A 26,563-nucleotide genomic window follows, 5' to 3' on the forward strand; every position below is an offset into this window, starting at 1 on the left:
TTCCCTCTTTTCCTTTTTCTTTCTACATAACATATTCTTGGCTTATTATCGTTTCCCTGTCTAATATTGCAATAATTTGTATGTACGGGAAAAGGATACAAAAACTATTGCCTTAAGAAGCTACCTTTATTATAATCTATTTCACAGATTGAATTCAGAATATTAAAATTAATAAAGTGAAGAAGGAGGAATTTTATGCAAATACAAACTGAGGCAAAAAAACAACCTAGTAAACAAAAGTTTAAAATGCCTGATGCGTACGTACTACTATTTTTTATTGCCTTACTTTGCGCCATTGCTACGTATTTCGTTCCTGCTGGAGAATTTAAAAGAGTTACAAACGGGACCGTTACAACGACAATACCAGGTAGCTATCATTCTGTTCCGCAATCACCTGTAGGATTTGTTTCTTTTTTTACCGCTATTGAAAAAGGAATGACACTTGCTGCTCCGATCATCTTTTTAATTTTATTTACAGGCGGTGCCATTGCCATTCTTGAAAAAACAGGTGCTCTTGACGGTTTAATCTATCATGTTATAAACAAATTTCGTAATCAGCAATTACTTTTCATTTGTATCGTTGCCGCACTTTTTTCTATTCTCGGAACGACTGGCATTATCGTTAATTCAGTTATCGGTTTTATCCCCATCGGTATCATCGTTGCACGCACATTAAAATGGGACGCTATCGTAGGTGTAGCAATTATTTATTTAGGCACTTATGCTGGTTTTAACGCTACTATTTTATCCCCCTCACCTTTAGGCATTTCACAAAAGATCGCAGAACTTCCGATGTTTTCGGGAATTGGTTTACGCACAGCTATCTATATATCTTTTTTACTTGCCACTATCCTTTATATTAATTGGTATGTAAAGCGCTTGAAAAAATTGAATAAAGGAAGCATTCTTGGCGACAACTGGTTTCCAAGTAACGCTCTTTCAAGCGAAAAGGAAGCAGAGAAAAAAGAAGTTCCTTGGACGATACGTCATAAATTAATTTTACTCGTTTCAGCTTTATCATTAATTGCATTTTTAATAGGCGCTTTTCGTCTACATTGGACGGACGCAGAAATGACCGCTACTTTTATTTTCATAGCAATTACAGCCGGAATAATAGGTGGCATGAAAGCAAACGATATCGCTTCTACTTTTCTAAATGGCTGCCAAAACCTTATCTATGGTGCTTTAATTGTCGGAATGGCTCGCTGTATTTCAGTCATTTTAGAACAAGGCAAATTACTTGATACTATCGTTAACCAGCTCGCACAGTCTCTTGAAGGACAAAGCCCTGTATTTGGTGTTATCGGTATGTACGTAAGTAGTGCCGCATTACATTTCCTTATTTCATCCGGAACAGGAGAATCGGTTATTTTTATTCCGATATTAGCTCCATTAGCTGATTTCATGCACATTACACGCCAAGTTACAGTACAGGCTGTTATGCTCGGCGAGGGTGTAGTAAACTGCCTTAATCCAACTTCCGGTGTTTTAATGGGCGTTCTCGCAGCGAGCGGCATTTCTTATGGAAAATGGATTCGTTTCATGGCTCCACTTGCACTCATTTGGTTTATCATTGGACTTGTTTTTCTTATTGTTGGGGTAAATATTGAGTGGGGACCTTACTAAATACTTAACTAGATAAATAAGTACTATCGTTCCATATAAATATCTATTCTATTTCCCTCACTAGTCCTATAAAAATCATTTATTCTAGTAAAAATATAAGAAGGGATTGATCATAATGATCAATCCCTTTTATCAAAATATAATACCTTTAAAAATCTTAGTTCCAGATTTTATTTACCCATTCTGGATGATCAATAAAAGGATTGCGGTTATGTTGATATTTTGTAAAAATCACTTCATTACGCTTTCGCTCTAAATCATCGACCGGGTCTTGTTCATTCCATTTTAATAAGACAGATAGTTTCCCCATGTATGGATCTTTATTGTTGTTTACTTTTTCATTCAGTTCTAAATCTATTTCGCCGTTGTCTCCCTCGTAACGAACAGCCATATAAAACAGCATTCTAGCAATATCTCCTTTTACACTATCACGAGGTTCCCAAGAATCACTATCATATTTACATTCTGTCGCCTCAGAATGATTCACACCACCATTATCAAAATCTAGATTTCCACGTGAACTATTTACAGATACATCCGTCGCTCTTAAATGATGTAGATCTGTTCCAGGTCCTGCAGTCGTTCCAAAGTCACCGTGAGATTTTGCCCAAACATGCTCTCGGTTCCAGTTATTTACTCCTGATCCATTCGTAAGTTTCCCTTGCGAACGACCAGTATATAAGAGTATCACATTATTTTTATTATTTGGGTCCTCATCAGTATCTCTTAGCGCTTCCCAAACCGCACTGTATGATAGCTTTGTATGATTATCAATAATATTATGCAGTTCCTTCTTTAATTCTAAACCCGTTTTTCCTATTGCGTTATTATAATATGTATCGTCATAATTTTTTACAATAATCTCCTGTGCTGATGCAGGAGCTACTTCACCGTGTATAGTATCTGTGAATGATAGCGATGCAGAACCTAAAATAAAAAATGAAGATAGTGTAACCATAGCAATCTTTGTATTTCGAAACTTCATATACCCATTCCCCTTTTCTGTTTATTTAATACAAGACTCTATCCAGTCTGTATCACTTCTAAACTTTTTATTTATTCACATTCCAAACAATTTCACTTTTTACAAGGAATATCCTTCTCTTATAAAGATTATTAACATATTCTTTACAACTAAAAAGTAGTTTAATATTAACTTATAAATTTTAATTTATTTATGCAATAATGCATATTTGATAAATACTTAAAAAAACAGTTTGAATAAAAAGCATTCAAAGAAAACCGTGCAACAAAACAGATACAGTCTAAGACAGAAATAATAAAAATCAAGATGATAACTCGACTTTTCCCTTTTCCATAACTGTCTTTATTTTTGTGTAAAACCTTTCTTTCTCTGAATAATACGTACAAAAATAGATTGGATACCATGTAGGCACCAATCTATTTTAATTAAAGAAACTGTGTCAATTCTGAGTTCACAATACGTTGTGCAGTAATGATAACACTGTCAGCTGTTAGTCCATAAACACTATATAGTCCACCAGGTTGATTAGGAACAATTTGAACTTCATATTCAAATGCTTGTCCAAAAGCAGGATGAACTAAACTTAGAGTTACAAAAGTAGAAGCGTTAGAATTCACATTGAAGTTTACCTGTTCAATTAATACTAATGAACCGTCAAGTCTAAAAACTCTAGCTACTCCAGTAAGTGGGCCCGCAGTACGGTTAAGGATTTTCACCCTAACTCTATTTGCATTAGCAGGTTGATTTCCTACGTTTTCAATTGGTCCTGTAGTAAGAGCCATATAACATCACCTCCATTATATTATTATGATATTCAACGATAAACATTAATGTTATAGTCTAATTACCCAATTTATTTAAAATAAAAAAATGTTCGTTTTTATCGCGTTAATTAATAAAAACGAACATTTTATAATGAATGAATTCGCAAAAAATAAATTCATATACTAAACTAAATCAACCTACAACAACCGTTTTTTTTACAGACAATTACTCTCCCTTCCGACTTCCTCACTTTCGCCTAATATTGAACCGGAACTCTTTCTACCCGCATGTTGCGAGATAAAATGCGTATCCATCCAATTCACAATTATTTCTTCCAGCTCTGGATGAAGGGGCTTTCCCGCTCCTTTTTCATAATTCTGTTTAAACTCTAAAGCTTTGAACTCCCCCTCAAAACTTTTTAAACTATGATCCATATCTTTTATTACATGTACTGCAGAATCACCCTTCACATACTCACCGATCCGCTTCGCTCTTTCAGGATCAGCCTGAATATCTTTATCACCAGCAATAGCTAGTACTGGACATGTTACTTGTTGTAAATCTTTATAAATATCATGCTGAAAATGCTCTCTAAACCATTTTGCATTCATCGGTTTAAAACCAACTTTAATCGTATCTTTTTCTGTGTTCATCATTTTCTCTTTTATTTTTTCCATCTGCTTTTCTCCACGTTTCTCCACATTGAGAAGACGCATTAACTTTCCTTTTATTCCTTTCTGCGCTTTTAATTCTTTATAAGCAATCTCTCTTTGTCTTTTCGAAGCCTCTTCTAATGATTCCGCAGCTCCGGTAAGAAGGATGAGCCCATTAACTGGTGTTCTTGCATTGACTACCGTTGCCAACATACACCCTTCACTATGACCAGCCAAAATGATATTTTCTGGATCAACAAATGGTTGTTCTTTTAAATACGTAATCGTAGACTCTATATCACTAACTAAATCCCACATTCCAGTCTTCAGAAATTCTCCGTCACTCTTTCCTACTCCGCGCTTATCAAAACGAAGCGTCACTACTCCAAGCTTCGCCATTACATGTGCTAAAGCTTTATATATGTTCGACTTAAGCTTTAGCGGTACTATCGTTCCATCACGATCAATCTCTCCAGATCCAGCAATAATGACAACCGCAGCACACTTCCCGTCGGCTTTCGGTTTAGTAATCGTACCGCGCAAAGTAAATTCATTATTTATCGTTACTTCATATTCATCAAAGGTCATTATATTTATCCTCCCTCTAATCTGTTATATCCAATTTAAACTTTAAACTCGCTATTATATTTTTGTACTCTCTTACATCCTTCATCGGAGCGAAAACTGGATTCTCTGCAATACTTTGTAACATGCTTCGCTTTATAACCTCTTCACTCCTAACAGTTTTAGTACCGAGCGGAAATTCTGCAAACCATTCATCAATTGCATCAAAATATGAATCGCCGTGTAAATGCAGGCTATTTACTGTGAAACTAGCTGCACAAACTGTTGCATATTTCTGCAACATTTCTAATGCTCTTTCAAAATCTCCTAGCATACAATATACTTGCGCAGCAGCATAGTATACTTTTAAAGTCATATTAGGATGTAGTTTTTCTATTTCATATATATCTATTAACAGGAAAGCTCTATTTAAAATTACCTCTACCTTTTCAGTGTTTGAAGCATTTACTACTATATAATTCGGTATTGTCGCAACGAGTTGTATTAAATGTTGGTACATACTAATTTGCATCATTTCATTCGCCTTCTCAGTATTTCCAAGCATTTGATACGCTTGTGCGATTAAATCCTCTTCTGGAAAATTAGGACGTATCGTTTCGCCAAGTAATTGAAGCACCTCATTTGGTTTATTGAGTATAAGATAGCAAGTTGCTTGAAACGATATCGCCTCTTTCACAAGTGAAACATCATCACTTTCTTCCTGCACCCTGCTAAAAAGAGACATTGCTTCTTCTAAAATTTCAATTTTTTTATCCGTATCCTCAGTTAACATATGGTGATTAATAAAAAGAAGTCCCATTTGAAGTAATAACGGAAAACAAGAATAATATTTTTTGATTATTCCTCTGCACTCTATCATTACTTCATCAAACGTTTTTTCACTAAAAGCTTCTGCGAGTCTATGATATAAATTTTTAATATCTTCCTGTTTCATTTGCGGTGTATAACTAATTAGTTCATCTATACTAATGTTAAAGTATGATGCTAACAGTGGTAAAAATGTTATATCCGGATAACTCTGTCCTGTCTCCCATTTGGAAACAGATGCCTTCGTAATACCGATATACGTCGCTAACTCTTCCTGCGTAATTCCCTTTTCTTTTCTCTTATCTGCAATGATTTTATGAATATGAATTTCTCTCACTGTATCACCTCATACTTTTATTATATGTTTTTTATTTCACACAAAATATGGATTTAAAATCAACTTTCATTAACAAAATCAACCGCTAGGAAACATCCCCCTAAAATAAAAAGAAGTCCCATAAAATCAGAACTTCTTTTTCTGTGTATATTTACTTCGTTATCTCACCAAACTGCGCTCTCGTCACTTTCGCCAAGTCATCTACTTTAAGCTCAATTTGTATACCGATTTTCCCTCCACTTACAATGATCGTATTAAGTGATTGGGCACTTTCATCAATACATGTAGAAAATAGCTTTTTCATTCCGACTGGCGAACACCCACCGCGAATATATCCTGACACTTTCGTAATATCTTTAACGGGAATCATTTCAATTTTCTTTTCACTTACTGCTTTTGCGGCAGCTTTTAAATTTAGTTCCTCATCTACCGGAATGATAAACACATGATAATTTTTACTATTCCCTTGAGCAATTAACGTTTTATATACTTCTCTCACTTCTCGTCCAATTTTCTCAGCTACTGATACGCCATCAATTTTTCCATCGTCTGGATCATATGACATCATCGAATATTCAATTTTTTCTTTATCTAATATTCGCATCGCATTTGTTTTATCTTTTTTCATAACGTTCTCCTTAAAAGGTTATTTCATATTATTAAGTTTTATTATACACCCTTTTCCATTTCTCCTACATAACTTCACGTATATTTCAAAACTAAAAATATTGATAATTCAAAAATCATCTGATATAATTTGGAAAAACTTACGTTAAGGAGAGATTTGTCATGCGAAATGTTAATACTTCTTTCCAACTTCATCATCATACGTAACGCCGTGTATCCGAAGAAAAATTTTTCTTCGTGGGTACAGGGCTTTTCCTGTTGACCCACGAAGCGTTCATAAAGCTATGTGGGTATTTTTATACCTGCATAGCTTTTTTTAATTTAAAAAAGGAGTGATTATGATAGAAATGAGAAATGTAAAAGGAACGAAAGACTATTTACCAGAGGAGCAAGTGCTGCGAAATAAAATTAAAAGAGCTTGTGAAGATACGTTTGGACGATACGGATGCAAACCTTTAGAAACGCCGACGTTAAATATGTATGAGCTTATGTCTTACAAGTACGGCGGTGGTGATGAAATATTAAAAGAAATATATACACTTCAAGATCAAGGAAAACGTGATATTGCCTTACGATACGATTTAACTATTCCATTCGCAAAAGTTGTGGCAATGAACCCGAACCTCCGCCTCCCTTTTAAACGTTATGAAATTGGGAAAGTATTTCGAGATGGGCCAATTAAACAAGGAAGATTTCGTGAATTTATACAATGCGACGTTGATATTGTCGGTGTAGAATCAGTCATGGCTGAAGCGGAACTCATGAGCATGGCGTTTGAGCTGTTCCGAACATTAAACTTAGAGATATCGATCCAATATAATAACCGAAAATTGTTAAATGGTATTCTTCAGGCCATTAACATCCCTACTGAATTAACAAATGACGTCATTTTATCATTAGACAAAATCGAAAAGATTGGGATTGATGGTGTACGAAAAGATGTATTAGAGCGCGGAATTTCTGAAGAAATGGCTGATACAATATGTAATACTGTATTATCTTGTCTAAAGCTTACAATTGTTGACTTTAAAGAAGCTTTCAATAACCAACTCGTTGCCGATGGCGTAAACGAATTGCAACAATTACAGCAATATTTAATCGCTCTCGGAATAAATGAAAATACGATATTCAATCCGTTTTTAGCAAGAGGACTGACAATGTACACAGGTACTGTATATGAAATCTTCCTAAAAGATGGCTCAATTACATCTAGCATAGGTAGCGGCGGCCGTTACGATAACATTATCGGAGCATTCCGTGGTGATAGTATGAACTATCCAACAGTCGGTATTTCATTCGGTTTAGACGTTATTTATGCAGCACTATCGCAGAAAGAAACAATCTCATCTACAGCGGATCTATTTATCATCCCGCTCGGGACAGAATTACAATGCTTACAAATTGCCCAGCAATTACGTTCTACCACTTCCTTAAAAATCGAACTCGAACTAGCAGGACGCAAATTAAAACGTGCCCTTAATTATGCCAATAAAGAGAATATCCCTTATGTGCTTATTATTGGTGAAGAAGAACTTAGTACAAACACTGTTGTGCTGCGGAATATGAAGGAAGGTAGTGAGATGAAGGTTCCGCTTACTTCTTTGAAAAATAATACATTGAATAAATATTTTACTACGCCTACTACGTTATGACTGTGAAGTATTCTCAAAATGTAAATCAGGTAAACAAAAAAGGGCTGTCCGCGCATGACAGCCCTTTTCCCTTAATGAACAACACCTTCATAAGTGAAATTATATTAACGATTTTCCGAATATATCTATCATAATTTACACTATATCAACGATACATAGATTTTTCATTTGATAGATAACCGGGCAATTAGTTTACATAAAATAATTATACTCAATTTAATCTTACAAAACTTTAACATCCAATTACCTATTTTAATAATATATGGTTTTCTAATTTCACTACCAATTTAAGAAAAATTCATATCCTTCTCTACTATACCACTTTTATCTATTAACTTTTATTTTGTGCATTCCTACTCTCCAAAACTTTCTCCATATTATGAGTTGCCCATTCCATCATTAATAGAATCATTGGACGAAGTGATTCACCAAGCTCGGTTAACGAATATTCTACTTTAGGTGGCACTTCACGGTATACTTCACGATGTATGATGCCATCTGCTTCAAGTTCTCTAAGCTGCAGTGTTAACATTCTTTGTGTGATATTAGGTTTTAATCTTTTTAATTCATTAAACCTCTTTTTCCCATCTAATAAATGATACAAAATAACACCTTTCCATTTTCCACCAATCACCTCAACCATAGCTTCAACTGGACAAGAATATTTATTTAAAAATGGGTAATTTATATTATTTTCATTTGAACAATCCATAATAAATCCCTTCCCTTAACATTAGTATCTTTTTTGATACTATACCACATAAATGTGCGTACTTGTATCTATGTTACTTTAAAAATATAATTTACTTACAAAATAAATTAAAGAAAAGAGGAACTTTTATGACAAATACAAACGAAATTACAAAAGAGAAAATTATGGAGGCTTTTCATTTCAGACATGCATGTAAAGAGTTCGATCCTATGCACAAAATTTCAGAAGAGGATTTTAAATTCATTTTAGAAACAGGCAGATTATCTCCTTCTTCTTTTGGATATGAACCTTGGAAATTTATTGTCGTACAAAATAAAGAATTAAGAGAAAAACTACAACCGTATTCATGGGGCGCTGGTGGGCAACTTGCAACAGCTAGTCATTTTGTCATTGTTCTTTCAAGAAACATTAAAGATATGCATTATGATGCAGAGTATATTAAATATATGATGAACGATATTATTGGATTGCCTGAAGACACTCAAAAAATTAGATATGAATTCTTCAAAAAGTTCCAGGAAACAGATTTTAACTTATTACAATCCGATCGTACTGTATTTGATTGGGCATCTAAACAAACTTATATTGCTTTAGGTAATATGATGACGAGCGCAGCTCAAATCGGTATTGATTCTTGTCCGATAGAAGGATTCGATAAAGAGAAAGTAGACTCTTTACTTCGTCAAGAAGGCATTATACAGGGCGATAATCTTGAAGTATCTGTTATGGTTGCCTTTGGTTACCGTAAAGAAGATCCAAAACGTGATAAAACAAGACAGACTATGGATACAATTGTTGAATGGATTAAGTAATATAGCACACACAAATAATGCTCCTAATAGCTGGATACTTATACTAAAGAACTATTAGTCGTTTTTCTTATGTATGAATTTGGTTTTTCATGGAAAGATATATTAGTATGTATGCAGTTTGAGCACTCTATTTTTTAGAGTCGAACAGGAGGAGAATGAATATGTCTGATATTGAAGTTGGCGAAGTGTTTACTCTTAGTGATGAGAATAACGAAGAGCAAGAAGTAGAAGTACTTGGAGCGATGGATGTCGAAGGCGCAGAATATATTGCAGTTGCCTTTGTTGAAGATATCCAAACAGAAACTGAGGAAGACATTGATATTTTCTTTTTAAAAGTAGAAGAAGATAATGAGTTTTCATACATTGAAAATGATGAAGAGTTTGATAAAGTATCTGCTGCGTTTGAAAAGATTTTGGATGAGCAAGAGCAAGAATAGTATGAATGAAAAACACGAGGGCGGATGCATATCCGCCCTCTTTTTATTACTCATCCAGAGACTCACGCAGTAATTGCAGTACATCTTTCATCGCAAAAGGTCCATCTTTTTTAACATGCTCCGCAAATTCTGAAACGAGACGTAATGTTCTCACACTTTCGATTGGATGTTCTCCTGATGCACTTTCAGCTGAAAGCATAACTGCATTCGTCCCGTCCAGTACAGCTTGAAACACATCAGTCACCTCAGCCCTTGTTGGAATAGAATGATCTACCATAGATTGAAGCATTTGTGTTGCTGTAATGACATATGTATTCGTTCGATTACATTCCTGAATCATCATTTTCTGTAAAAGCGGAATGCATTGATACGGTAACTCTACTCCTAAATCGCCCCTTGCAATCATAATTCCATCTGCTTCTTTACATATATCCTGAAAATTCTCGATTGCTTCCATCGTTTCTATTTTTGCAATTACATTAGGTGACGTTTCTTTATACTGTTGTATAAAATCTCGTATTTCTTTTATATGACTAGGTTTTCTTACGAAAGAACACGCGATAAAATCAACATTCTCTTCTAAAAGAAACTGAATATCTTTTTTATCTTTCTCTGTAATAGCTGGTAAACGAACAGCCGCACCTGGTAAATTAACTCCTTTATGGGATGAGATATTGCCACCTGTTTTTACCTTTGTTTCTATTTTGTCCGTACTTATCTTTTCAACAATTAATTCAACTTCTCCATCATTAATTAAAATTCTACTGTCTACTTTCACATCATTCGGTATTCCTTCATAATCAACGCTTGCTTCTGTATTACTCCCTGTAACTGGTTGTGTATGTAAAATAAAAGAATCTCCTGCCTGAAGTGTAATTTGCTCTCCCTTCACTTCACCTAATCTTATTTTAGGTCCTTGTACATCACCCAAAAATTTAATAGAGTCATCTAATGATTTCACTAAACGAATGATGTCTTTATGACTTTCATGCGTGCCATGCGATAAATTCAGTCGAACAATTTTCATACCATTCTTTATTAACTGTGCTAATGTTTCTTTATTATTACTTGCGGGTCCAATTGTACAAATTCGATCGATTGTCATTTTTGTCACCATCCTTTTTTTAATAAGTTTCCCATATGAACTTAAAAATAACAGAGATTCTGACATGAATAGATTTAAATTTACATGAATTTCATAAAATTAAACCTGTATCCCTTGCTGGCTAAGCATTAGAAGATATATTCGCTTTTTTGCAAATGAAGACATGTTGAATCGAAAGTAAAAGAAAAGTTAAGTATGGGATAAACCATTGAGAGTTTCGAAATTTTCATATATTGTATGAATTGAGTTCGAACTCAAAAATTTAAAAAGGTGGGAAAATTAGTGAATATGAAAAAATCTTTATCGGTGACAACTTTAGGGTTAGCGGTTTTAGGTTTTGGTTTTACTAATAACGCAAGTGCTTCAGAGATCGATACTGTAGACAAGCAGCCCGTTTTAGTTGACTTTGATACAATTCAATCAACAAAAACATCTAGTGTTCCTAGTTTGACTATTGCAGCTGCACCTAAGAATGACTCTAACATTAGCGTATATACTCCCTTTTTTGGTAACCCATATGCAGTTGCTAAATCGAAATCAACTACGACCGAAGACTATGTTTATGCAAAAGCAAGAACTTTCAATGGCGATGGCTCATTAGTAAATACGAAAAGTAATAGTGCAAAAAAATCATCCTTTGTAAGTGCTACAGCGACCAACACAAGCATTTATTATGGAGATGATTACGCTATCGGTAATCATACCTATAAATTAAGTGGTTATAATGATGTGAATCACGAAACAAAAGCTTTCTGGTAAGAAAGAGAAAAAAGATATGCATCTTGCATATCTTTTTTCTCTAATATTTTACATATATTGAGGTGCTATTTATGAAACAAATATATATTATTAGCGGTGTTTTACTTATTTCATTACTTACAATTTATATTTTGTTCAATACTTCAATCATACAACCTCATCCACCTTCCATAGAAAATAAACGCGAGCAACAAACCAATACTATTTCTTACGGATTGAAGGATAATCAAGGCCAACATATTAACAATGGCAGTACAATTACTAGTGAGGATAATAAAATTAATGTAACATTATCATTCGTACATACTATTAATGAAAACCGAAAATATGGATTAATTGTTCTAGAAGATTACGAACAAAAACCTTTTAAAATAGAAGATACTACTAATGAAATATCACACTATTTTTTTGATATGAAACCAAACAGTTCAATGACTACGAAAATCTCTTTACACACTTCTCCTAATGCAAGTGAATTAACCTTTTTAATAATAAAAAAACCTGAATACAAATTAAAAGATAATAACTTAAATAAAGCAGCTATTTTAGAAGATATTCTAAGTATGCGATATTCAATGCATCCTCTTCAGAAAGAAAACGAAAAAATAAAACTCCCCCTTATAGATCCAGATGCTATTTTAAAAGATGGTCTTTACGAACCAGTATTTGTTACGAACCGTGAAGAGAACTTACAAACTGTCTTCTTTGAAAAGGAAGGCAAGCAATTAATTTTATCAAACGGTAATGAAACAAATGATGAAATGACCTACGCAATCGTGGCTTTTAAAGATTGGAAACAAGTTGAAATATTTAACAATAGAAAAGTCGTTTATACTAAGGTTGCACCTGAAACAAGACAAATCTTTAATTTCACATTGCCTTCAGTGGATCAAGAAAGTAATTTTCAACTCGTCGCTTTTCCATTTCCTTATAAAGTTAGCGAAGAAGATTATGTCAGTCAACAAGCATTCAGTTCCTTTCGCATCGTAATTGAAAATGAAAATAAATAAGTTATACTGTGCACATTACAACAACCTAAAAAAAGCCTACTCACAGGAGTAGGCTTTTGAAACTATGAAAGTTTCGTCAATAACTGATTTAAATCTTTTTTCGTTTTCGTCGTTAATGATTTCATTTTATTAACATCAATCTTTTCCTTCTCCGCCCCTACAATTAACGGATACATACTTTGACCGATTGTTTTAGAATCCGTCGGATGTGATGCTTCTAGCTCTTTTTCAATCACATCCCACTTTTCGTTAATTTGTTTGCCAAGCTTATTCACTGTTTCCAATTTCGGATTAGCAGCTAACTGCTTGTCCAAGCTATCAATTAATGCTACAACTTCTTTAACATTCGTTTTCACAGCAACACTTTTCTTCGGATCTTTCGTTGCCTTTCCGTTATTGTTTGTGCTTGTACTTGTGCTTTGATCTGCTGTTTTCCCGCTAGTCGTTTGATCATTCGTTTTTCCTGTCGTTTCTTTTTCTTTTGTTTTTACATTTTCGTTTTGAGTTGACGTTTTGCCGTTACTTTCTGTTCCTGATGATTCTTTCGTATTTTTTGCATCCTTATCTGTTTTTTCATTTGAAGAAGTATTTGTTTCTTTTTCAGTATCTTTCGTTGTTTTTGAAGCTTCATCTGCACTTGTCGTTTTTGCTTCTCCATCCTTTTGCGCAGTTACTTGCTCTTTCTTTTCCGTTTCTTTATCTGCTGAAGGACTACAAGCTGCCATAGTAAGCATTGTACCAATTGTAATCGATGCGATAGCGACCTTTTTCATTTTCATATAAATCCCCCTATGTTTTACATAATTTATCCTCCCCTTTACGATTCGATTTCCCCTTAAAAAATCCCTTTTCACATGAATTACCATCTTTCCGACAGTAATCTTCATAATAATACGGACAAAAACTGATAAACTCATTTTAATATTCGAGTTTCTTCTACTTCATTTTTCTGCTCGCAAGTAAAAGAAAAAGAGTATATTGTCACATTAAGAATCACTATCTTCATATGACGATATACTCTTCTATCAAATTTTTATCTTTCTTGACATTTTATTTATACAAAAAAATAAAATTTTCTTTCGTTTTTTGTTTCTCAACATTTGTTAACATAATATTTTTATGAATAACCACCATTCGAGTGAATGACTTGCCCAGTAACCCATTTCGCTTCTTCACTTACTAAAAAAGAAATTAAGCGCGCAGCATCCATCGTTTCTCCAACTCTACCTTGCGGGAATTTCCATACTAAATAATGTTTTAATTCCTCTGTAATCCACCCTGTATTTGTTGGTCCTGGATCAACAGCATTAACAGTAATCCCCTTCTCCATCGCTACTGGTGCCACTGACTTTGTAAATGCTTCAATTGCCCCTTTCGTTGCTGCATATGCTAGTTCATCTGGCATTGGACCTACTGACTGTCCTGAAGTAAGATTAATAATACTCCCGCCCGTTTTAAGTGAATAATGTTTTATAAACAATGAACTTAATAGCATAGTAGCCCGAACATTAACTGTATAATGTTTATCCAACTGCTCTACATCTAATTCCTCAATCCTCGTATGAGTAGAATATACTGCATTATTAACTAGAATAGATGGATCACCTAACCGTTCTGATACCATATAAAACAAACGATTTGGCGAATAAGACTGCGATAAATTGATTTCTGCCATTTCACATCGAACATCGTAACTTTCAATTTCCTTTTTCAGCAAAAAGGGTTCTTGATCACTCATTCCCCATGGCATCGCTTTATCATACTTTGGCCAGTACGTGAAAAAAATGTCTATCCCTTTTTGAGCAAGCACCTTGCATACAGCTGCACCAATTCCATTCAGACGAGTTGCCCCTGTTACAATTGCTATTTTCTTCACCTTTTTCTCCTCCATCTATACACAGATCCCCTGCATGAATACAGAGGATCTATCTTCTTATTGAATATTTGACAGTATACGTTCAGCACCTAATTTTAACATTTTAATAAAGATATAATTTACAATCGTAAACATTACAAATAAAACGATAAACATAACCCACAGTCCGACATGAAGGAAGAAGTATAATACACTTACTCCCCCCACAATAATTAAAGCTATTAAAATATTAGCTAAAAAATTCCACAAAGTTGTATATCGACTTTTAAATAATTTCTGCTCTGTATCCCAATGAATATCTGCAGTTTGCGCGTCCCAGCGTGTTCCGATTAAATTAATTAATAACAACCCGTTCGCACTTAGTAAAAACCACAGTATCATAAAGACTGGAGAAATCCCAGCTACAACTGCCATCGTAATACCGAATACTGCTAAAATGATCACATTAATTAACCAAGCAGTGATTGCTTTCGCAAAAAAGATATCCGAAGCCTTTACTGGTAAATAACGATTCACAAACCAAGAGCTTCCATCTCGCGAAAATGACGTTGTTGCAATGACGTTACTACCCATTAAAAATAACGATGCACAAAGGCCAACACCAATTGCAAATCCCGTTGTCTCTGGATTGTTAATATACTCTGTAATAAACTTTAAATTTCCATCTTGCACAAATAAAATAAAGAACAACATAATTGGCATAACGAAAGTTTGTACAATGCAATTTAAGAAAAATTGTGGTGTACGGAATAACGTTTTAAATTCTTTTTTCACATACGCTTTTAAATGCGAACTTTGTACTGTTGATTTCTGTAAACCTTCCGCCGAAATAACTTGTTTCTTTGCTGTACTCGTTGAAAGTCCAATAACCCCTTTTAAATATGTACGCTCTGCTATGTAATAAAACAACACAAAGAAGACAAATGAAATAACTGCAAAGATTATTACATATAAAGGTCCCTTCCAATTTGCATTTTCTACTAATGCTACTGCTCCAAAATATGTAGTTGGAAAATAGTTTGTCATTTGTACTAAAAGAGAAGACTGGTTGTTTGCAAGGTAATCCGCAATTGCATCTTCAGAAAACGAACTTTTATTTTTCCACTGCAAAAATACGTTAATTCCTACAATAAATAGTATACTTACGATTCCAATAAATATATTTCCTCGGTCTTTATTTTTCGCTATATTTGTATACCTCATAATAACTGTCATCAGTAACGAAGCTAGTACTAACGGCACAATTGGGAAGAGTAAGTAAATGAAAATCATATATATGTAATATGTAATAAATGCGCCACTTTTTAAACCGTACGTAATAAAGATCGGTAATAAAATAAATGAACTCATTACGTATTGTGTAATTAATACTGTTAAAAATTTGGCTGAAATAATTTGCGCTGGTTTTAATGGTAATGGTAATAACATTTCAATGTCATTGCTGTAGTAAAATACAGTTAAAATGTTCGTAATACTCATTAAAAATACCCATATACTCGCAATCGCAAGTCCCATTGCGATAATCATTCCTGGATCTTGCCCTAAATGTATCATTCCCTCATACATTGCATGCGTGATAGAACCAAACAGTAAAAAGCCGACAAATAAAATAGCTGCAAATGAAAATACATACGCCCATCGCTTCTTCTTATCTGTTATAAAATCTGCATAATTTAATTTCAATAATACTTTCGTTAACGTCCAAATTTTACTCATTGCCCGTCATCTCCAAGAACATTTTTTCAAGTGATTCATTGGATTTAAAATGATCTCTCATTTCATCTAAATTCCCTTTAAACTGAAGGTTTCCCTTATTAATAATCGCGACGCGGTCACATAATTTTTCTGCCACTTCTAATACGTGTGTAGAGAAGAATACAATCTTTCCTTTATCCGCATGTTCTCTCATCATTTCTTTTAAAATATATGCAGATTTCGGATCAAGCCCAGTTAATGGTTCATCTAAAATCCATACATCTGGCTCATGTACGAGCACACCAATAATAACGATTTTTTGTCTCATACCGTGCGAATAACTTTGAATTTGATCAGATAAAGCATTATAAAGATCAAACTTCTTCGCTAAAGACTCTATTCGTTCTTGTCGTACTTCTTTCGGCACTTCATACATATCGGCCATAAAGTTTAAATATTCAATTCCTTTTAATCGTAAAAACATATCTGGACTATCTGGTACATAACCAAACGTCTTCTTCGCTTCCATCGGCTCTTCCATAATATTTTTTCCGTTAATCGTAATAGTCCCTTTGTCCACCCCGTGAATGCCAGTAATCATCTTAATTGTCGTTGATTTACCCGCACCATTCGGTCCTAAAAATCCAAAGATTTCGCCGCTAGGTACAGATAAACTTAAGTCTTTTACTGCATAGGTAGACCCATTATAACTTTTTGACACATTCGTAATTTCAATCATTCCATCCAATCCTTTCCTTAATTACCAAATAACTATATTGATATTATAGCATACTTCTATTTTAAGATTTTTACATTTTTCAGTTTATTTAACCTTTAAAATAAATATACACCCCTAATCCAACAACTAAAACGACAGCTAGTATAATATAAATCATTGTTAAGCGTTTAATATTCCCCTTTGTCGCTTTGCTATAATTTGCATCACCATTCCGCCCAATTAACACCGTCGCAATGACAGTAATCACTACAAGTAATACAACGATCATGATCCAAGTTAGCATTTCTTCCTCCCCCTCCTTACAACCATTTTACAATATTATCCTCTTTATTTCGCAGCATATTTCCTCTTTTTACTATTATTATGAAGCAAACTGGAAAACTATTATTACCATTCCTATCCAATTGCGATATATTTATAACATAACGTGACTTATTTCTAACAACATAAGGAGGACCTATCATGAAAACAACTTGGATAAAATATTTAGGATTTCTCGGTTTCTTCGGTTTCCTCGGATTTTTTTATGAAAAAGGATTGTTTACTATGTTCTGTTTCTTCTCCTTTTTCACATCGTATAGAACAGTTCAACACGATGAACTGTTTGAACAAATTGTCAATAAATCGTGTCGCAATGCATTTATCGTTACGTTACTAACTACCACAATCATTATGTTTATTGAAATGTTATTTCCAAACCCTACGCTACAAGAGATTGATATCGCTCTTATTTTCGGCACACTCATTCTTACATTCGGCTTTTCTATGTTCTTTTTCGATAAACCAATTGATGAAATGGAAGATGCACCATGGCGTTCGTAACGAGAATAAAAGAATACCGTGCCAAATTGAACATGACACAAGAAGATTTAGCGAAGAGCGTTGGTGTGCGACGTGAAACAATTAGTCATCTCGAAAAAGGTAAATACAATCCTTCCTTACAACTTGCTCACGATATAGCGAAGGCATTACATAGTACGATTGATGAGATTTTTATTTTTGAGGATTGATTAAAGACGTCCAGTCACAAGAATCACATAAAAAAATACCGTCATTCTTTCCAAGAAGAATGACGGTATTTCTCATTGATTATCCATATAAAACCGCATGAAATACGCCTAATAGCAAGTATTGATCCTGCATGTAATCTTCATCATATACATTCATCTCAATGTAATACATATCTTCCTCAAGACGAATATTCCAATCTGCAATTACATAGCCCTTTCGTAATAACTTTCCCATTCCAAATGAAGTTTTATGAACAACATATTCTTCTGCCTTATATGTAAAGGTAAATAAGAAATTTGCATCCAATAACTTTCCGTCACATACAAGTATTTCATGCTCTGCATCATGATTATCTTTGTACGTTACTAAAATCCTTCTTTGGCGCTGCCTACTTACATCCTTTGCAATGACGCGAATATTGTCCTTACTATCCTTTATTTCATAAATAATATTACTACCAATTTTTGGAATGAAATCCAGCACTCTCATCAGCGTATTTTTATAATAGCCCCTTACTACGCCTACTTGCTCACTTCCATTATAAACCTCTATCGGTGTCGTATCTGCTTTGCTATCACACGGTCGTTTGTAAGAGAGCTGCATCATTCGCTCTCCTCTTAAGTACTGATCAAACGTCACAGGATATTCTATCATGCGCAGTTCTTTATTTAGCTCATACAAATAGCGTTGAACACTCTCTATTAATGTTGTAGTAGCTATACGCTCTTGAAGTTCAAATTCTTGCCAGCTGGAAAAAACATTCCATTGATTATGATCCTCTTCATAGAAGAAACCAAGAATTACCTCTTCACGGTCAGCCGTTTCATATTTCATAGGCACGTTCTGCCCATGTTGAACTTGTTCCATCCACTGACCTAAATAAATGCCCAGCTCTGCAACCTTCATACATGATTTTTGAAAAAATACGCTGTCACTCGCGCAAATCGTTACATCTCCTTCGATAAAGCCCTTTGAATAAGCATCATACCGTGGCTCATCCTTCTGCGGGATACTCTTATCTAACTCAAATAAAAACGTTAACATCCTTTATTCACCTCTAGTTGTTACACTAATCATACATGACATCGCATCACTCTGAGAGACTATTTATATACGCATATTTAATTCACGCATTATAACACGTGAATGATCTTGTATAGTAGCGCTATTTTTTGTTCTATATCTTAGTATATGAATTTATATGAGCGATTTTTCAAATATATCTATCACAACTTACAATATATCAACGATTTTTCAAATATATCGATTTTTCGACAAATATCAGCACAATTAAAATGAAGCTACCTTTTCTTCAGCCACTTCTACAATTTCTAAAATTTGTAGCAGACTCTCCACTTCATAAGTCGGATTAACACTCGTCTTATTCTCTTTCAAACTCGGATTATACCAACACGTATCAATGCCGAAGTCTTCTCCGCCTTTCATATCAGAAGTTAGCGAATCTCCGACCATTAGTACACTTGATTTATCCGTAATTCCAAATTTCTCAAATGCATAATCAAAAATCTCACGCGCTGGTTTTTGATGACCAACTTCTTCAGAAATAATAATGTGATCAAAGAAATTACATAAAGGCGAATTTCCGATTCTTGATTGTTGCACCTTCGTATATCCATTCGTAATAATACCTAACTTGCAATCTTGAAGATTTTCACATAATTGTACTGCGCCTTCTATAAGATGTACTTCCTTCCCTAAATTTTCAAGGTATACATCACTAAATTGCTGCGCATCTACGGCTATATTATGAAGTGCAAATAATTGTCTAAATCGCTCTACGGCTAATTCACTTAGCGTAATCATTTTATTTTCTAAATCTCTCCATAATCCATTACTAATCTCTTTATAACTTGCAAGATGATCATTATACCCTGTAGGCATGCCAAACTGTACAAACGCATTATGTAATGCGTGTCTTTCCGTTTCAGGGAAATCTAATAATGTATCGTCTACGTCGAATAATATAAATTTGTATTTCATGATGTTCTCCTCAATTCCTATTTTAAAAGCTTCGTTCTCATTGCTTATAAGTTTTTATATATGTCGTGATGAAGCGCTTTAACCCGCTCTTTATAGAATACACCTTTATCTTTTATTTTCAAATGTGCTATAAATAAATTTGCTAGCATGACTGCTGTATCTAGTCTATAAAATAAACTAAGAATATGAGGAGTAACATTAAAGATACTATCATTCTTATATCCATCTTTAAATTCATCCCAACTAACCTCATTTGTTTCAGCTATTCTCATAAGCTCCAGCAATGGATGACCAATTAAAGCATTATCCCAATCAACTATTGCTTTAACTTCTCCATTATACCCGATTAAATTGGCTGGTCGAATGTCCATATGTAATAAACATTTTACATGATCTGCTGTACTAAGAATATATTCAATTGTTTTTGTATCCGGAAGATTAATTTTGCAGTTCGTGATTGTATTAAACCCTTCTATCCGTTTCACAATTCGTTCTGCTATATACTTACTAATAGGCTCTCTAATATTTTGTTTGTAATACAAACCATCAATTGGCATACTATGAAGATTGCTCACTAACTCCCCTATTTTGCATGCGGAAATTGGCATATGATCAGCATACACACAATCCGAAATTAAAAAATCAAGTTCGGTTGAAAGATGCAATCCGTGTATCCTTGGTACTGGAATACCTTTTGAATGACAATACTTAGACAGCTCCGCTTCCTTTTGCAACGAAATCCGACTGTTAAATAAGTCTTCATTTATATTTTCCACTTCTCTTTCCCACGGTACTCGAAATGCCAAAGACCCCTTTTCTGAATCTCCTTGAAAAACAATATTTTGCACTCCCGTTCCAATCACCTTTAAATCTTGAATAGCTAGTTCCTTATACTCTTGACTTAGTATTGTTGCCAGCTTCTCTCTTAACCCCTCTGCTTTTACACGTGTATGAATCATTTTATCCCCCGATTCTTAAGTTCTTTTCATCCATTTTCTCCTCTGTGCACAACATCCTCATTAACAAAATTATAGCAACAATAGTAAAAGGAGGCTAATCCGCTCAGCCTCCTTCTCATTATTAATCTTCTAGCAATAACTCTTTCATTTCCTCTAACGACTCTTTCGTAAAGCCAAGAGCTTTTTCAGCGTATGCTTCAACTGATCCGTATTGCTTTTGAATTTCACCAATCGCAGCTTGCAAGTATTCAGCACGTGCTTCAAACATTGCACCTAATATCGCTCTGCTCTCATCGTTTTGTAATTTCGCACCTAAAAAGGCCATCATTTTTTCATTTAGCTTTTCACGGAATCCGTTACTTAGTAAGTAGTCTTCCATTACTGTTTTTTCTGGTACACCTAGTAAAAGTAGTAATAATGCTGAACCAAATCCAGTACGATCTTTTCCAGCTGTACAGTGGTTTACTAACGGTAAGTTTTCCGGGTTTTGCGCTAAGTTTAAGAAGCTCACGAATGCCTCGTTACCACTTACGAAATCTTGATTCATTTTCACAAGATACTCACCTGGTTTTCCTAACATAGAAAGGTCACCAACTTGGAAAAACTCATTTATATTTAAGTCTTTCGCTAAGTCTTGCATAACTGGTAAGCACACTTGACGAGCACCCGTAATTTCTGGATTCGGCTTATGCTTCACTTCAAAGTCTGTACGGTAATCGCAAATTAACTTTAAACCAGACTTTTGTAAATAGGCAATATCCCATTCAGTTAGCCCTGCTAATTCTTCAGAGCGGTATAATTTGCCCCATTTTACTTTACGGCCTTCAGTCGTTTCATATCCTCCCATATCACGGAAGTTAAACGCACCTTGTAATGGCAATCTACGCTCGGCTACTGTTACTGCTTGTCCATTACTTCCTACTAATCTAAAATATGGACGTTCATTTTCACTGGGGTTTTCAATTGTATATGATAATTCCCCATTTACTGTTGCAAGTAATTCTCCATTTTCTTCAATATGATCTGGTGAAGTACTCCAATAAATACGAACTTCTTCTATATTATTTTCCCACTTTATTTGTAACGTATTATCTTTATTTCTTTCTACAGTTGCTTGTAACCAATTTCTTTGCTGTCCCATTCTTTCACCAACGCTTTCTCATATAATCGAATCTCACTCTATTGTATTATACAAATATCTACTTTGTCGTTCTCATTTTTCTTTTTATCTTACAAACAGGCGAAAAGTTCTTTTACTTGTTCAAAATTTGTACATGGATTACCGCGAAATACGTATGCGATTTGTTCATTACCTAAATCTTCGTATACAACTGTTCCGCGATTAGGGTGCGGATAAAACTCTAACCCGTTTATAATTTGTTTTGGGCCATAGTTCATTGTCCATGAAGAAATAGGATAATACGCTTTGTTTTTATGTCTACAAACCCAAAGTGCATATAGTTTATTAACTTCGTCCCAGTATACATACTGCGTTTCGTCATTTCCGAAACCGACCGATTCAAGTTTCCAATTTAGTTTTTCATGAATTAACAAATTTACATAGGATACGTCATCTGGAGCATTCCACTCTCTACATCTTCCTATCTCACCCATTTCACTTCTCTTCGCTTGAAAGCTTAATAAGTGAAATGATGTATGTAATATCGTTTTCCCAAGCTCCATATTTACTGGTTGTAATTCAAATAGAAATCGTTCCATTTCGTCTTGGTTTACATATCCATGATCAACAGAAATTTCAACTTGTGTTTTCCATATAGATGTAACGTAACTTTCTTTTCCTTTATAATTTATACCTTTCCAATACACAAGCCCTTTATATTGAAAAGAATCTCCTTTTGCTTGAGAAATACAGCTATCCAGAAATGCTGGTTCCATTATATCGAGAAAAAATTCCTTTACTCGAAACATCCCAGTTGGAGTAACAACCTGAAACCAAAAAGTTCCCCACTTTTCACCTTCATAACGTTCTGAAACTTTTTCAACATTCCAGCCTTCTAACAATACATTTGGATACAATAACACGAATGAATGCATGGATTGCTTTAACATATATAGTCCCCTCCCGCTATACGAGTTCGAGAGTATACATCATTCATCCTCCTAAAACTTTCTCACATATCTCTCAGTTGAACTAAGCAGCTGACATCCATTCTTTTCAAAAACATCCTTCATCCATTCATTTTGTATATTTGTCTCACCAATATAATAAGATGCACCTATTTCCTTTAAGACAAACATCGCACCTGCAAATAATGCCGCTTCATATCCCTTATTACGCATATTTGGAGTAACTGCGAAGTACATAAGTTTCCCTTCTTCTAACGTACCTCTTTCAATATGCGGGATTACAATTCCTATCGGCTCTTCATCGACACTCGCTGTTAAGCAATGTTCTTTCCATTGCTCACCAATTTCTTGTAGCATCATATGCACAAATTGATCATGAGCGACTGGTTCTCCCGTCGCTTCATTCCACAGTGAATAAAAAGCCTCTTCTCCAACTTCTTCAATAAGCTTAAAATCCATTTCACTTTCTACATCTTCTACTTCATATATATCTTTAAATACAATCATGTTTTCCGTAACATATTCAAATGAATACGTTTCAAAACATTTTTTATACACATCATAATTTGGACTTTTTGAAGAGATTTCAAAATGTAGTTTTTCTAATTCACTTTTTTTAGCTTCAGCAACGCAATATTGCATCATTTCCTCTAATTGCTCTTCTGTAAAAATCTCTGCATTATTTTCTTTTATCATAATAGAAGAAGCACTTCTTCTTATTTTAAAATGTTTTTCTAACTGTTCTATCGTCGTCATATTCTTCCCTCATCTATATCATACTCGAATTTCTAATCGTTCTCCTTGCATGAGCAGGATTGTCCTTGAATATATAGAATACTAGAAAAGATCGCATCTTTAAAGTGCGGAGGAGGTTCTCCAGTGGATATTACAGCATTGCAACAACAGTTAGAGCTTATACAACAAAATGACTATACGCAACTACAGCATATAGACGTAAATGAGTTAACTTTGAACATGCTTCAGTATATCGGAACGACTGATAGCTACGTTCGTTACCAACTTATATATAAATGTTTTGCGCATTTCATTCATCATGAATTCCTTATGGACGATCAGCTGAAATTACTTCTGCAAACTTGTTTAAGTGATGAGTATTTATATTGTGACATTTACTCCCCACATACAGATGGGGTTTTCACACGTTCTTACACTGTTTCGTTAATTGCGTTAATACTCCAATTCGCTAATTCGCACTACTTTTGTACAGAGGAGGATATCGAAGAAATAAAAAATAAACTCATTACATACACAAACTTAGAAACGGATTTTCGGGGCTATATCGAAAATAAAGGATGGGCTCATTGTCTTGCTCACGTATCTGATGCCTTTACTGAAATTGTTCATAATACGTATACAACTTTTGAATGGTACGAAGAATTAATTCATTGTTTATTAAATAAAATCTTTATTCCATCTGACCTTTTTCATAATAACGAAGATGAACGCATTGTTACTCCATTACTAGCAATGCTGTATCATGATTTTCCTCAAAACGAGTTAATTTCTATTATTCATAAAAAAATAAAAAGGCTTCCTCAAATTAGAAAACGCCTTTCGCTTAATGAGTATTGTATTTTATGTGCCAATATTAAAACCTTTTTACGCACATTATTTTTCAGAACGAAAGACGACCATAACTTAGCCTTTACAGCACGTAAAACAGAAAGAATGTTAAAAGAAATTCCTAACTATTATTAAATATAAGGAGCAATGACATGGGTTATATTGAAGATATGAGAAATCTAGTAGGAAATCATCCACTTATTCTAATAGGATCACACGCCATTATATTAAATGAAAAAGATGAAGTATTGCTGCAGCTCCGTACAGATTTTAACCGCTGGAGCATTATTGGTGGTGCCCTAGAATATAACGAAACGTTAGAAGATGCTTTAAAACGAGAAGTGTTTGAAGAAACTGGACTTATTATTAAAAATCCAGAACTATTCCGTACATACTCAGGGCCAGACTTCTTTCAAATCTATCCAAACGGCGATCAAGTACACGGTGTACTCGTTGTTTATATTTGCCGAGAATTTCATGGTGAACTTGTATGCGATCAAAGTGAATCAAAAGAACTACGCTTCTTTTCACTTAATGAATTACCTAATAATCTTCCCTCTGTTATTGAGAGGATTATTACAGATTATCAAAAAAAATAAGGGAACGCTTAACGTTCCCTCTCAAATCCAATCCGTTTTTTAATTTCCGCTAAATTTACCTTTGCAATAGCGCGTGCCTTCTCAGCACCGTTTTCTAATGCTTCATATAATAAATCCGGCTCATTCATATACATTGCGTACTTTTCACGAGGTCCAGCTAACTCTCGATCTACAACGCGAAACAACTCTTTTTTTACATCGCCCCATCCGATTCCAGTCTCATATTTTTCACGTAATGACTGTATTTCGTCTTCTGTCGCAAATTCTTTATAAATTGTAAATAAGGTTTCTAGTTCTTTCGGTTCATTTGGAAGTGAAGAATCTGTTTTGATTTTAAATATTAACTTTCGTAGTTTTTCTTGCTCTGCAAATAATGGGATCACATTTCCGTAACTTTTACTCATCTTCCTTCCGTCAAGACCAGGTAAAATAGCTCCTTCTTCTTGTATGACATACTCCGGAAGTGTAAATGTCGTGCCAAATGTATGATTAAAATACGTCGCAATATCACGCGCAATTTCAATATGCTGAATTTGGTCTTTTCCAACTGGTACATGGGTAGCTTGAAATAATAATATGTCAGCTGCCATTAAAATCGGATACGTATATAACCCCATATTCACTCCTGCATCGACCTCTAACCCCGCTTCTTTATTTTGCTCCACCTTCGCTTTATACGCATGAGCACGGTTCATAAGACCTTTCGGAGTTAGGCAAGCTAAAATCCAAGCTAATTCTAGAATTTCTGGTACTTCTGTTTGCCGATAAAAAACAACATCTTCCCCAAGTCCAAGCGATAACCAAGTAGCTGCTACCTCTTTCGTATAACTGCTGAACTTTTCTGAATCATGCACAGCATTTAATGCATGATAATCAGCTATAAAGTACAATGCTTTTCCTTCATTATTCTTTGACATTTGTAATGCAGGTTTAATCGCACCAATATAATTCCCTAAATGCGGATAACCTGTCGGCTTAATTCCTGTTAACATTATTTTTTCACTCACACTAACTCCTCCTTTCGCAAAATAAAAAGAGCCCCTCATCCTTAAAAAGGACGAGAGACTCCCGCGGTACCACCTTAATTAGCTATCATTAGCTCACTTCATACTTCAATAACGTGAAGTAACCGTCTTTAC

The 26,563-nt window shown here is 34.4% G+C and carries 29 protein-coding genes and 1 other annotated feature (1 of these 30 cut by a window edge); of the genes, 10 read left to right on the plus strand and 19 right to left on the minus strand.

The features are described from left to right. The first annotated feature begins 195 nt into the window (after nt 1–195). Nucleotides 196–1,626: a YfcC family protein gene (locus tag DN407_RS16060; RefSeq protein WP_001166970.1), complete on the plus strand. Its 1,431-nt coding sequence runs from the start codon at nt 196–198 to the stop codon at nt 1,624–1,626. Nucleotides 1,627–1,783: 157 nt separating this feature from the next. Here the strand turns inward: DN407_RS16060 and DN407_RS16065 are convergent, their stop codons facing one another. The 5 genes from DN407_RS16065 to ybaK all read right to left on the minus strand — a co-directional run bounded on the left by DN407_RS16065 (nt 1,784) and on the right by ybaK (nt 6,386). Next, nucleotides 1,784–2,611 carry an endonuclease I family protein gene (locus DN407_RS16065; protein WP_000672186.1) on the minus strand — a complete coding sequence of 276 codons (828 nt, stop codon included), beginning with the start codon at nt 2,609–2,611 and terminating at the stop codon, nt 1,784–1,786. A gap of 425 nt (nt 2,612–3,036) precedes the next feature. Beyond that, nucleotides 3,037–3,393: a hypothetical protein gene (locus DN407_RS16070; RefSeq protein ID WP_001229426.1), complete on the minus strand. Its 357-nt coding sequence runs from the start codon at nt 3,391–3,393 to the stop codon at nt 3,037–3,039. A 198-nt stretch (nt 3,394–3,591) separates the two neighbouring features. After that, the gene (locus tag DN407_RS16075) at nt 3,592–4,617 is read right to left on the minus strand and encodes an alpha/beta hydrolase (RefSeq protein ID WP_000141813.1); all 1,026 of its coding nucleotides are present in this window, start codon (nt 4,615–4,617) and stop codon (nt 3,592–3,594) included. 16 nt (nt 4,618–4,633) lie between these two features. Then, nucleotides 4,634–5,758, minus strand: a complete 1,125-nt coding sequence (locus DN407_RS16080; RefSeq protein ID WP_001206780.1) for a helix-turn-helix domain-containing protein — start codon at nt 5,756–5,758, stop codon at nt 4,634–4,636. 151 nt (nt 5,759–5,909) lie between these two features. Next, nucleotides 5,910–6,386, minus strand: coding sequence for a Cys-tRNA(Pro) deacylase (ybaK, locus tag DN407_RS16085; RefSeq protein ID WP_000710862.1), 477 nt, complete (start codon nt 6,384–6,386; stop codon nt 5,910–5,912). Nucleotides 6,387–6,723: 337 nt separating this feature from the next. On the opposite strand from ybaK, the gene DN407_RS16090 reads away from it, so the two are divergent. Then, complete coding sequence (locus DN407_RS16090) at nt 6,724–8,037, plus strand: histidine--tRNA ligase (RefSeq protein ID WP_149216473.1); 1,314 nt, start codon at nt 6,724–6,726, stop codon at nt 8,035–8,037. 331 nt (nt 8,038–8,368) lie between these two features. Here DN407_RS16090 and DN407_RS16095 read toward each other — a convergent pair whose 3' ends face one another. Then, nucleotides 8,369–8,749 carry a winged helix-turn-helix transcriptional regulator gene (locus DN407_RS16095; RefSeq protein WP_000340650.1) on the minus strand — a complete coding sequence of 127 codons (381 nt, stop codon included), beginning with the start codon at nt 8,747–8,749 and terminating at the stop codon, nt 8,369–8,371. 128 nt (nt 8,750–8,877) lie between these two features. Here DN407_RS16095 and DN407_RS16100 point away from each other — a divergent pair, with 128 nt between their 5' ends. Both DN407_RS16100 and DN407_RS16105 read left to right on the plus strand, forming a co-directional pair. Beyond that, on the plus strand, nt 8,878–9,561 hold the full coding sequence (locus DN407_RS16100) for an NAD(P)H-dependent oxidoreductase (RefSeq protein WP_000185718.1): 684 nt from the start codon (nt 8,878–8,880) through the stop codon (nt 9,559–9,561). Between the two features lie 155 nt (nt 9,562–9,716). Beyond that, a complete protein-coding gene (locus tag DN407_RS16105) occupies nt 9,717–9,998 on the plus strand; it encodes a DUF1292 domain-containing protein (protein ID WP_002005464.1) in 282 nt (93 codons plus the stop codon). A gap of 46 nt (nt 9,999–10,044) precedes the next feature. Here the strand turns inward: DN407_RS16105 and DN407_RS16110 are convergent, their stop codons facing one another. Then, nucleotides 10,045–11,103 carry a pyruvate kinase gene (locus DN407_RS16110; RefSeq protein WP_000151081.1) on the minus strand — a complete coding sequence of 353 codons (1,059 nt, stop codon included), beginning with the start codon at nt 11,101–11,103 and terminating at the stop codon, nt 10,045–10,047. Between the two features lie 282 nt (nt 11,104–11,385). Between DN407_RS16110 and DN407_RS16115 the strand changes: the two genes are divergently transcribed. Next, nucleotides 11,386–11,862, plus strand: a complete 477-nt coding sequence (locus tag DN407_RS16115; protein ID WP_001056346.1) for a hypothetical protein — start codon at nt 11,386–11,388, stop codon at nt 11,860–11,862. 71 nt (nt 11,863–11,933) lie between these two features. Then, nucleotides 11,934–12,872, plus strand: coding sequence for a hypothetical protein (locus DN407_RS16120; protein WP_048568378.1), 939 nt, complete (start codon nt 11,934–11,936; stop codon nt 12,870–12,872). 62 nt (nt 12,873–12,934) lie between these two features. Here DN407_RS16120 and DN407_RS16125 read toward each other — a convergent pair whose 3' ends face one another. The 5 genes from DN407_RS16125 to DN407_RS16145 form a co-directional block, all read right to left on the minus strand. Continuing rightward, complete coding sequence (locus tag DN407_RS16125; RefSeq protein ID WP_000782538.1) at nt 12,935–13,651, minus strand: hypothetical protein; 717 nt, start codon at nt 13,649–13,651, stop codon at nt 12,935–12,937. 338 nt (nt 13,652–13,989) lie between these two features. Continuing rightward, entirely contained in the window at nt 13,990–14,748 is a 759-nt protein-coding gene (locus DN407_RS16130; protein WP_002103389.1) for an SDR family oxidoreductase, read from the minus strand. Nucleotides 14,749–14,805: 57 nt separating this feature from the next. After that, nucleotides 14,806–16,464: a putative ABC transporter permease subunit gene (locus tag DN407_RS16135; RefSeq protein ID WP_000036884.1), complete on the minus strand. Its 1,659-nt coding sequence runs from the start codon at nt 16,462–16,464 to the stop codon at nt 14,806–14,808. Next, the gene (locus DN407_RS16140; RefSeq protein ID WP_000570206.1) at nt 16,457–17,182 is read right to left on the minus strand and encodes an ABC transporter ATP-binding protein; all 726 of its coding nucleotides are present in this window, start codon (nt 17,180–17,182) and stop codon (nt 16,457–16,459) included. Before DN407_RS16140 ends, DN407_RS16135 begins: the two co-directional genes overlap by 8 nt. Before the next feature lie 88 nt (nt 17,183–17,270). Then, nucleotides 17,271–17,465: a hypothetical protein gene (locus DN407_RS16145; protein ID WP_000958863.1), complete on the minus strand. Its 195-nt coding sequence runs from the start codon at nt 17,463–17,465 to the stop codon at nt 17,271–17,273. A 179-nt stretch (nt 17,466–17,644) separates the two neighbouring features. On the opposite strand from DN407_RS16145, the gene DN407_RS16150 reads away from it, so the two are divergent. Further along, the gene (locus tag DN407_RS16150) at nt 17,645–18,004 is read left to right on the plus strand and encodes a DUF3796 domain-containing protein (RefSeq protein ID WP_000859225.1); all 360 of its coding nucleotides are present in this window, start codon (nt 17,645–17,647) and stop codon (nt 18,002–18,004) included. Continuing rightward, complete coding sequence (locus DN407_RS16155) at nt 17,992–18,192, plus strand: helix-turn-helix transcriptional regulator (protein ID WP_000896323.1); 201 nt, start codon at nt 17,992–17,994, stop codon at nt 18,190–18,192. The genes DN407_RS16150 and DN407_RS16155 overlap by 13 nt, the downstream gene beginning before the upstream one ends. Nucleotides 18,193–18,271: 79 nt before the next feature. Here the strand turns inward: DN407_RS16155 and DN407_RS16160 are convergent, their stop codons facing one another. From DN407_RS16160 to DN407_RS16185, 6 genes are all read right to left on the minus strand, one after another. Next, nucleotides 18,272–19,237: a tubby C-terminal domain-like protein gene (locus DN407_RS16160; RefSeq protein WP_000955120.1), complete on the minus strand. Its 966-nt coding sequence runs from the start codon at nt 19,235–19,237 to the stop codon at nt 18,272–18,274. A 246-nt stretch (nt 19,238–19,483) separates the two neighbouring features. Beyond that, a complete protein-coding gene (locus DN407_RS16165; RefSeq protein WP_000875414.1) occupies nt 19,484–20,194 on the minus strand; it encodes a YjjG family noncanonical pyrimidine nucleotidase in 711 nt (236 codons plus the stop codon). Between the two features lie 44 nt (nt 20,195–20,238). Next, nucleotides 20,239–21,153 carry a phosphotransferase family protein gene (locus DN407_RS16170; RefSeq protein ID WP_149216474.1) on the minus strand — a complete coding sequence of 305 codons (915 nt, stop codon included), beginning with the start codon at nt 21,151–21,153 and terminating at the stop codon, nt 20,239–20,241. 121 nt (nt 21,154–21,274) lie between these two features. Next, nucleotides 21,275–22,294 (minus strand): tyrosine-protein phosphatase, encoded by a 1,020-nt coding sequence (locus tag DN407_RS16175; protein ID WP_000531496.1) that lies wholly within the window; start codon nt 22,292–22,294, stop codon nt 21,275–21,277. Between the two features lie 89 nt (nt 22,295–22,383). Then, nucleotides 22,384–23,223 (minus strand): hypothetical protein, encoded by an 840-nt coding sequence (locus tag DN407_RS16180; RefSeq protein WP_149216475.1) that lies wholly within the window; start codon nt 23,221–23,223, stop codon nt 22,384–22,386. A gap of 51 nt (nt 23,224–23,274) precedes the next feature. Further along, entirely contained in the window at nt 23,275–23,997 is a 723-nt protein-coding gene (locus DN407_RS16185) for a GNAT family N-acetyltransferase (RefSeq protein ID WP_149216476.1), read from the minus strand. Nucleotides 23,998–24,120: 123 nt separating this feature from the next. On the opposite strand from DN407_RS16185, the gene DN407_RS16190 reads away from it, so the two are divergent. Then, a complete protein-coding gene (locus DN407_RS16190) occupies nt 24,121–24,960 on the plus strand; it encodes a DUF2785 domain-containing protein (RefSeq protein ID WP_000355452.1) in 840 nt (279 codons plus the stop codon). Between the two features lie 17 nt (nt 24,961–24,977). Further along, nucleotides 24,978–25,424, plus strand: coding sequence for an NUDIX hydrolase (locus tag DN407_RS16195; protein ID WP_061654939.1), 447 nt, complete (start codon nt 24,978–24,980; stop codon nt 25,422–25,424). An 8-nt stretch (nt 25,425–25,432) separates the two neighbouring features. Here DN407_RS16195 and DN407_RS16200 read toward each other — a convergent pair whose 3' ends face one another. Further along, nucleotides 25,433–26,431, minus strand: coding sequence for a tryptophan--tRNA ligase (locus DN407_RS16200; protein WP_001290893.1), 999 nt, complete (start codon nt 26,429–26,431; stop codon nt 25,433–25,435). 43 nt (nt 26,432–26,474) lie between these two features. Continuing rightward, nucleotides 26,475–26,563 (minus strand) — a binding site (T-box leader) (it continues 119 nt past the right edge of the window).

The organism is Bacillus sp. JAS24-2 (genome assembly GCF_008274905.1).
Classification (GTDB): domain Bacteria; phylum Bacillota; class Bacilli; order Bacillales; family Bacillaceae_G; genus Bacillus_A; species Bacillus_A cereus.

Excerpts from the sequence above, each read along its gene's own strand:
- DN407_RS16060 (WP_001166970.1), top strand. The coding sequence starts at position 196 with ATGCAAATACAAACTGAGGCAAAAAAACAACCTAGTAAACAAAAGTTT.
- DN407_RS16065 (WP_000672186.1), bottom strand. The coding sequence starts at position 2,611 with ATGAAGTTTCGAAATACAAAGATTGCTATGGTTACACTATCTTCATTT.
- DN407_RS16070 (WP_001229426.1), bottom strand. The coding sequence starts at position 3,393 with ATGGCTCTTACTACAGGACCAATTGAAAACGTAGGAAATCAACCTGCT.
- DN407_RS16075 (WP_000141813.1), bottom strand. The coding sequence starts at position 4,617 with ATGACCTTTGATGAATATGAAGTAACGATAAATAATGAATTTACTTTG.
- ybaK (WP_000710862.1), bottom strand. The coding sequence starts at position 6,386 with ATGAAAAAAGATAAAACAAATGCGATGCGAATATTAGATAAAGAAAAA.
- DN407_RS16090 (WP_149216473.1), top strand. The coding sequence starts at position 6,724 with ATGATAGAAATGAGAAATGTAAAAGGAACGAAAGACTATTTACCAGAG.
- DN407_RS16095 (WP_000340650.1), bottom strand. The coding sequence starts at position 8,749 with ATGGATTGTTCAAATGAAAATAATATAAATTACCCATTTTTAAATAAA.
- DN407_RS16100 (WP_000185718.1), top strand. The coding sequence starts at position 8,878 with ATGACAAATACAAACGAAATTACAAAAGAGAAAATTATGGAGGCTTTT.
- DN407_RS16105 (WP_002005464.1), top strand. The coding sequence starts at position 9,717 with ATGAATATGTCTGATATTGAAGTTGGCGAAGTGTTTACTCTTAGTGAT.
- DN407_RS16110 (WP_000151081.1), bottom strand. The coding sequence starts at position 11,103 with ATGACAATCGATCGAATTTGTACAATTGGACCCGCAAGTAATAATAAA.
- DN407_RS16120 (WP_048568378.1), top strand. The coding sequence starts at position 11,934 with ATGAAACAAATATATATTATTAGCGGTGTTTTACTTATTTCATTACTT.
- DN407_RS16125 (WP_000782538.1), bottom strand. The coding sequence starts at position 13,651 with ATGAAAATGAAAAAGGTCGCTATCGCATCGATTACAATTGGTACAATG.
- DN407_RS16135 (WP_000036884.1), bottom strand. The coding sequence starts at position 16,464 with ATGAGTAAAATTTGGACGTTAACGAAAGTATTATTGAAATTAAATTAT.
- DN407_RS16140 (WP_000570206.1), bottom strand. The coding sequence starts at position 17,182 with ATGATTGAAATTACGAATGTGTCAAAAAGTTATAATGGGTCTACCTAT.
- DN407_RS16145 (WP_000958863.1), bottom strand. The coding sequence starts at position 17,465 with ATGCTAACTTGGATCATGATCGTTGTATTACTTGTAGTGATTACTGTC.
- DN407_RS16150 (WP_000859225.1), top strand. The coding sequence starts at position 17,645 with ATGAAAACAACTTGGATAAAATATTTAGGATTTCTCGGTTTCTTCGGT.
- DN407_RS16155 (WP_000896323.1), top strand. The coding sequence starts at position 17,992 with ATGGCGTTCGTAACGAGAATAAAAGAATACCGTGCCAAATTGAACATG.
- DN407_RS16160 (WP_000955120.1), bottom strand. The coding sequence starts at position 19,237 with ATGTTAACGTTTTTATTTGAGTTAGATAAGAGTATCCCGCAGAAGGAT.
- DN407_RS16165 (WP_000875414.1), bottom strand. The coding sequence starts at position 20,194 with ATGAAATACAAATTTATATTATTCGACGTAGACGATACATTATTAGAT.
- DN407_RS16170 (WP_149216474.1), bottom strand. The coding sequence starts at position 21,153 with ATGATTCATACACGTGTAAAAGCAGAGGGGTTAAGAGAGAAGCTGGCA.
- DN407_RS16175 (WP_000531496.1), bottom strand. The coding sequence starts at position 22,294 with ATGGGACAGCAAAGAAATTGGTTACAAGCAACTGTAGAAAGAAATAAA.
- DN407_RS16180 (WP_149216475.1), bottom strand. The coding sequence starts at position 23,223 with ATGTTAAAGCAATCCATGCATTCATTCGTGTTATTGTATCCAAATGTA.
- DN407_RS16185 (WP_149216476.1), bottom strand. The coding sequence starts at position 23,997 with ATGACGACGATAGAACAGTTAGAAAAACATTTTAAAATAAGAAGAAGT.
- DN407_RS16195 (WP_061654939.1), top strand. The coding sequence starts at position 24,978 with ATGGGTTATATTGAAGATATGAGAAATCTAGTAGGAAATCATCCACTT.